The organism is Gordonia sp. 'Campus' (assembly GCF_022206305.1).
In the GTDB taxonomy this organism is placed as follows: domain Bacteria; phylum Actinomycetota; class Actinomycetes; order Mycobacteriales; family Mycobacteriaceae; genus Gordonia.
Genome location: NZ_JAKOIW010000042.1, coordinates 1 through 4906, shown reverse-complemented (window position 1 = coordinate 4906; position 4906 = coordinate 1). Strand labels below are relative to the sequence as shown.

The window sequence follows — 4906 nt, the reverse complement described above, 5'->3', positions numbered from 1 at the left end:
AACCCCCACTCCATCAGCAGCCCCCCGCCCATCAGCACGGTGGGGCGACCGCGGGTCCGGGGCACCTCGGCGCTTTCCCAGGACCGCCGATGCAGCCCGGATACGCTCCGCCGCAGGGCGGTCCGTCGCTCGACGAGGTGGCGCTCATCCGCAAGGCAAGGCGAGCACCGAGTCGCGGATGGCGCCGCGCCGTGCACACGTTGTCGGCGGGCGCGATCAATCCCGGTGAGTCCCAAGGCGACATCGCATTCCAGCAGCTGCTCGAGCGCGTGAATCGGCCGGTCCGCGGGGACTATCGCATCGCGGTGTTGTCCCTGAAGGGCGGTGTCGGCAAGACCACGACCACAGTCGGGCTCGGCTCGACGTTCGCCTCGCTGCGTGGCGACCGGGTAATCGCCGTCGACGCCAACCCCGACCTCGGCACGCTGGCCCAACGTATCCCCCAGCAGACACGGTCAACGGTGCGCGATCTGCTCGCCGACGAGAACGTCTATCGATACTCCGATGTCCGTGCGCACACGTCGCAGGCGCCAAGTCGTCTCGAAGTCCTTGCCTCCGAACGCGATCCGGCGATGGCCGAAGCGTTCAACGAGGAGGAATACCGCGGCGTCATCACCGTGCTGCAGCGGTTCTACAACATCATCATCACCGATTGCGGTACGGGTTTGAGCCACTCGGCGATGAACGGGGTTCTCGACCTCGCGAACACGATCATCCTCGTCAGCTCACCGGCTCTCGACGGTGCGCGCAGCGCCGGCGCGACCCTGGATTGGCTGGAGGCGCACGGCTTCGGGCACCTCGTCTCGCGTGCCGTCGTCGTCCTGAGTTCGTCGCGGCCCGGATCGTCGACCATCGACACCGACCAGCTCGGCCAGCACTTCCTGACCCGGTGCCGCGCCGTCCACAAGATCCCGTTCGACGACCACCTCGCCGAGGGCGCGGATGTCGACCTGGAATTGATGTCGAAACCGACGAAGCGGTCGTTCGTCGAGCTGGCGGCCACCATCGCCGACGACTTCTCGGGTGCACCCGGACCTCGCGAGGAGCCGTCCCTGCGATGAGAACGGTCAGGACGTCGAACAACAGTATGTCGTTGCTATAGTTCACGTGATCATGTCCGGGACGGGGGAAGCATGACCGATTTTTCGGTGAATCCAGGGGCGGTGGGTGGCGCATCCACTTCCATCTCCGCGGTGGCGTCGACGATCGAGGGATACACCCTCACGTCCTCGTTCAGCACGCTGACCGGCGCATTCGCCGGTGCGACGAATCCGATGGCCGAAGTGGCCGGTAGCGGCGACCGACAGGTCACGTCGTCGCTGAACAACGCCGCGGGTGCGGTCACCGCGTTCTCCGAGATGATCACCTCGTTCAAGAACGCGACGGTCGAACTCGACGGCGAGAATGCGGCGTTCATCCGCCAGGCCGTCTCTTACCCGGCCGGTCCCGCGTGACGGTGCGGCGATGACGCCGACTTACGACCAGGTCATGGGGTGGAAACCGGAGTCGCTCGGCGACATCGCATCAGCGGCGCGAACGCTCCAGACCGACCTCGACGCCCAGGCTCCGAAGGCCGGTGATCCGGTCATCAACCTCACCACCGCAGAGTGGAAAGGGTTGGCCCGCACCGCCGCCGACGGTCGCGCGGAGAGCATCACTCGGTGGTTGAGATCGTTGTCCGACCAGTACGGTTCTCTCGCAACGGCTTTGGACAACGGCAAGACAGCCATCCGCGGTGCGATGACGACGTTGGAAAATCAAAAGTCCACAGCGGCCGCACTCGGGTACGAGTTGCGCACCGACGATCCCGCCTACAACGTGGATTTCGAGAAGGCGACCGCACCCGACGGCGCCAAGTACGACAAAGACACCGCGACAGAGCTTCAGCAGGCACTCTTGGATCTCGGCCGCGCCGCCGACACCGCAGTGTCGGACACGAACTCGGCGGTCTCCGCCGCCCTCGGCGCGATCGCCGGTCTCACGCCTGCCTCCATCGCGCAGAACAGTTCGACCATCGACCCGACCAAGGCAGCGCCAGACGCCCAGGCCATACTTTCCGGAACCGCGACTCCAGAACAACGGGCGCGGTTCGAGCGAGCCATGCAACTCACACCGGAGCAGCTGGCACGCCTCCAACTCGGGCAGCCCGTCGACATCTCCCCCGAGCAGTTCCTCTACATCAAACATGCGACCGGAGCGGTCGACGTCGGAAACGGCAGCCTGAGCGGGATCAAGGCTTTCGAACAATTCGGCGGCGTTCCCGCCATGGCGGGAACACGAGGCGCGCTGGCCAACGGACTACAGATCCTTTCCAACAAAAACATCCACGCGGGGGGCCTCCAGGGTGGATTCGAGGCGCTTCCTCAGACCGTCAAAGATGTACTCAGTATTGAGAACCCCGTCGTCATCAGGGACAACGTCATCGCGGTGAACGGATTGGCAAACTCCGCGACAGTCGGGAATCTGCTCCATTCCGGAGACTCCCGCTATCAGGCGGGCACCGAGATCGACCGGCGGCTCGGCGAACTCGGGCGCAAGTACACCGACGCGATGGCCAAGTACGAGCAAGAATATTACGGCCAGAAGATTGCCAACGGTTTTCATATCGACGGCGAGGTTCGATATGACGCCAACTTCACAACGTCCGGCACAGCGCACCCAGAGATCCAAGAGATCTTGAAGGCCGTCGGGCGGGACAAGATGTGGGTCAGTGATGCTTTTGCCGGGCCAGATGGCGCCGACTTCATTCACGATCTGATGACCGCCCAGTGGGACGACAACGGGCGGGCCGCGGGCACACTATTGACCGTCTCGGAGAGCGAGGCGCGCTCCCAATCGTTCGACATACCACCGGAACAACGAACCCTGGGTCAAGAACTCGATCATCGCACCGCGGAGCGATCAGCGACCATCATGGAAGCAATCGCCAGATACACCGGTTCGCACGACGGCTACAACGCTCTGATGGATATCCCGGGAATGGTCGACGGCAAGTCAGCGGGAGAGGTGAATCCCGAACTGCTGCGAACCCTTGCGGATTCTTTCACGCCATATACAAGTGAACTCGGCGGCCACCAGGACAGGTCACTTCCCGGCTTCAACGACACACTCGATAGCAACTTGATTCATACGCCAGGAACGGACAATTTCGAGGGCTCCTCACGGATTTTCGGACTGCTCGCCACGGACGAGGAGGCAGCCAAGACATTCTACGGCCAGGTCTATGCCGACATCGCCTCGGAAGTGCAGACTTACGCCGACAATCCAGCCGCAGGTGACGCAGACCTGCGACTGAAACTGATTTCACACCTGCGGGGTTTGGCGGACGAAGGCCTTCTCTACGCAGCGACCGACCGTGCCGGCGACGAGTTTGCAGCTGCGAAAAGCGCGTACGAACTCAAGTCCAAGATCTTGGATGACGTCTTCAAAGTCACCGACCTCGGAACGGGCAAGGTCACCGATGGAGTTCCCGGCTCCGACATCCTGCTGGACCATGGTAAGGATGCTCTGAAACAAACACTTCTCGGCGAGGCGCCGTCCAGTTCGAGTGAGGACTTTAGTCCGAGCAAATACAAAGCCCAATTCGACGGCGCAACAGGCGAGAACAGTACCGCGGTCAACGACCTTCTGATCGCCATCACCGAAGCGACAGAGGGGGATGTGCGGTCGCAGGTAGACCCCGATCTCGCCGAAGAACTCGAGATCCTCGATTTCTTCAATTCGGACGGAACACTGCGGAGCAGAGAAGAAATCGTCCAAGCGGGCAATGTCAGCGAAGAAGATTACCTGGGCAAGATTCGAACGATCATCGAACAGCGCGCCGGAGTGAACAGTAACCCAGACAATATTCCGAAGGATTACCAGCGCGTCTGGACGGAATCGGAAGAGCTCGGAACCAAATGGACCACTTTGAATCTCCCCTAGGGCATGTTGCACGTCGGGCGCATCGTCGGCCTCGCGCCTGGCGACGCGTCGGTGTGTTCAGCGTCGTCGGTGCGCTGATGACGTGCGGTATCGCATGTACGCCGGCACCAGAGCCGTCCGCACCCAGTCCCGTGCAACGACCTACGATTCCCTATTCGGTGCAGTGGTCGGCAGTCGAGGGCATCGACATCCAAGACCGCCCCGCCGAACTCATCCGCGCCACCTTCGACGGCGGCGAAATGGCCGCCTGGGCCGGCGTCGCCCACTCCTTCCCCGGCTACGCCGACGCCGTCGCCGGCACCCGCGACTACTACGACAGCCTCGGCAGCACAACACAACCACCGAAACCACAAAATCTCCCGCCCTGGGCATCAACCGTCCGGTACCGCCACATCACCACCCTGAACGCCACCGACACCCACATCACCGCCCGCATCTGCACCCTGCGACGGTTCATCAAACCGTTCGGCGAACCCACCCGCTACAGCGGTGACGGCAGTTTCTTCGGAGTGTCACCCCACACCCTCGACATCGTGCTGTCCAAACCTGCCGACACCTCCCCCGGCGTCCCCGGAGAACGCGACGACTCACCCGAACACGATCCACCCGGCAACAACCAACCCCACTGGAACGTGTACGGCAACTGGACCATCGACGCCATCCACGACCCCTACGGAGACAACGGCGTCTTCGGCACCGAACCCGAGTGCATCGCCTGGTGGAAACAACTCTTCCCCGGATGGACAAGCGTCACCCGCCCCGGCGACTTTCGACCTCCCCACCCCGTCAACGGCCCCTGGGAGTGGTACAACCTCCTCGCCCTCGACCCACCCGCACCACCCAGCTACCCCGAATGGATCGCCCCCAAAGGCGCAGACGCCTAAGCGGCGTCCGAACGGTCCGCCCGCCGGACCTGGCGCGCGATCCGCCACCGGCGTGCCAGGTGGATGAACGTGGGCACGACGATGGGGAGCACGGAACC

At 63.2% G+C, this 4906-nt stretch carries 4 protein-coding genes; all 4 read left to right on the top strand.

Features of this window, described 5'->3' with window-relative positions:
• A partial coding sequence (locus MAY35_RS23100; RefSeq protein WP_238423663.1) for a MinD/ParA family protein occupies positions 1–1061 on the top strand: 1061 nt, incomplete at its 5' end.
• Between the two features lie 72 nt (positions 1062–1133).
• On the top strand, positions 1134–1454 hold the full coding sequence (locus MAY35_RS23095; RefSeq protein WP_238423662.1) for a hypothetical protein: 321 nt from the start codon (positions 1134–1136) through the stop codon (positions 1452–1454).
• Positions 1455–1464: 10 nt separating this feature from the next.
• On the top strand, positions 1465–3924 hold the full coding sequence (locus tag MAY35_RS23090; protein ID WP_238423661.1) for a hypothetical protein: 2460 nt from the start codon (positions 1465–1467) through the stop codon (positions 3922–3924).
• A gap of 158 nt (positions 3925–4082) precedes the next feature.
• Entirely contained in the window at positions 4083–4808 is a 726-nt protein-coding gene (locus MAY35_RS23085) for a hypothetical protein (protein WP_238423660.1), read from the top strand.
• The last annotated feature ends 98 nt before the right edge of the window (positions 4809–4906 follow it).